Annotated in this window: 3 protein-coding genes; all 3 read right to left on the bottom strand. The window is 53.6% G+C overall.

Annotated elements, in window-relative coordinates; all coding sequences use genetic code 11:
- Nucleotides 1-46 precede the first annotated feature (46 nt).
- Nucleotides 47-814 carry a hypothetical protein gene (locus CG51_RS20320; RefSeq protein WP_143413036.1) on the bottom strand — a complete coding sequence of 256 codons (768 nt, stop codon included), beginning with the start codon at nucleotides 812-814 and terminating at the stop codon, nucleotides 47-49.
- A gap of 92 nt (nucleotides 815-906) precedes the next feature.
- Nucleotides 907-1,215: a type II toxin-antitoxin system RelE/ParE family toxin gene (locus CG51_RS19830; protein WP_084695293.1), complete on the bottom strand. Its 309-nt coding sequence runs from the start codon at nucleotides 1,213-1,215 to the stop codon at nucleotides 907-909.
- On the bottom strand, nucleotides 1,212-1,463 hold the full coding sequence (locus CG51_RS18720; protein ID WP_035747605.1) for a CopG family ribbon-helix-helix protein: 252 nt from the start codon (nucleotides 1,461-1,463) through the stop codon (nucleotides 1,212-1,214). The genes CG51_RS19830 and CG51_RS18720 overlap by 4 nt, the downstream gene beginning before the upstream one ends.
- Nucleotides 1,464-1,561 lie beyond the last annotated feature (98 nt).

Raw genomic sequence — 1,561 nt, 5'->3', positions numbered from 1 at the left:
AGCGCAAAGAGAGGTGAGCGATTGTGGAGTTGTCCGGCGGGGTGCGTTAGAAGAATTTCTCTAACACTTTAAGAACGGCACCAGATTTCACAACGCGTAGAGCTTTCTCGCTGCCTGTTACTGTGATGCCTACCAAATGCAGGCTTGCTTCGGCCCCCAAAAATAATACGAAAAATACTGGCCCACCGCTCATACCATCTGGGGAGCCGGTCATTGGTTCTAGCGGTTCAAGGGCGTGCACGGCTGGATCAACATCCAGTTTTAAACTAAACCGGCAAGGAACACGAAGTCGGCCAAAATTGATGCTGCGATCATCAAAGTTGTAGTCCACATAACGGGATGGATAGCCATAGGCTGTGATGCCAACGACCCAATCCTCCCTGAAATCAGGATGTTGCGTTCTGATTTCGAAAAATCTCTTCTTTACCTCGGGATAGGCTTCACACGCTTCGGTAAAGTCGAAGGCGACAATTTCATGGTAGTCGGTCTCGTGTAAGGTGCGACTTGTCCATTTCGCAGCGGATGAGGTGATGCAGAAAGTTTCCTTGCCAGCCCTTGGTATTGCCAACGCGACATGCTCAAACCGCCCCTCATCAGACTGATCAAGCTGATGACGGGTGCAGACCATGAAGTATCTATTTCTGAACTTCAGCAGCGTAGCTGAACCCGGCGTGTAAATTGGGTATTCGCTGTCACCCGTAACCACAGCAAGATTGGCACAGCTCTCGCAAACAACGCTATCTAGCGATCTTGTCGGAATCAGAAGATTTTGGTGACGCACATAGTCTTCAAAGAAGTTTGTTATGATTTCCATGGAAGCCAAAACCACTTATGCACCATGTCATAGGCTCCCTATCTAGCAGAAACTACGCAATCCGCCGCGCTGCGAAGTCTCCCTGTCTCTGCTCAGCTTGACGACACACGCTCTTGCATCGCCTGCGCAAGATCGCGCGAAGTATGAAACACTGCGAGTATCGTTACGGTCTCGGCGCTGACCTCGTAAACGATCAGGTAAGGCAGCCCGGAAACGCTTAGTTCTCGGGTTTCGGGGTGACGCCCCGGACGCCCAAGAGCGGGAAACTGAGGCAGCTTTTGCGCGGCGGCTACTATCCCACGATAGACGCCTTCGGCAGCAATCGGATTGTCCAGCGCGATATAGTCCACGATGCCCTCAAGGTCGTGGGCGGCGGGTTCGGCAATGACTAGACGCTTCAACGTGCCCAGCCGTGCTTCGCTGCGATCCCGGCAAAGACGTCATCAGCAGGCTGCACATTGCCTGCCCGCGCCGCCTCGATCCCCGCAGTTATCCGCTCCATCTGCCAAGCGTTGGCTTCGAGATACTGCTCGATGGCCTGATTGACGATGTAATTGCGGGAACGGTCCATGGCGCTCGCCAAGGCGTCGATCTCCGTCACCTTGGCGGTGCGGATGGTGATGGGTTCGGATACAGCGCGTTGCGGCATGATGTGCTCCAATGTAATCACCTGTAATCATATCGCAGAAACCGCCTATGCGAAAGCCCCGCCAGACAGCTCCACAATCGCTCACCTCTCTTTGCGCT

Origin of the sequence: Haematobacter missouriensis (assembly GCF_000740775.1) — a bacterium.
GTDB classification, from domain to species: Bacteria; Pseudomonadota; Alphaproteobacteria; order Rhodobacterales; family Rhodobacteraceae; genus Haematobacter; species Haematobacter missouriensis.
Note: the sequence above shows the minus strand (reverse complement) of the source record. Positions and strands in the feature narration are given on the sequence as shown.

Excerpts from the sequence above, each read along its gene's own strand:
- CG51_RS20320 (WP_143413036.1), bottom strand. The coding sequence starts at position 814 with ATGGAAATCATAACAAACTTCTTTGAAGACTATGTGCGTCACCAAAAT.
- CG51_RS18720 (WP_035747605.1), bottom strand. The coding sequence starts at position 1,463 with ATGCCGCAACGCGCTGTATCCGAACCCATCACCATCCGCACCGCCAAG.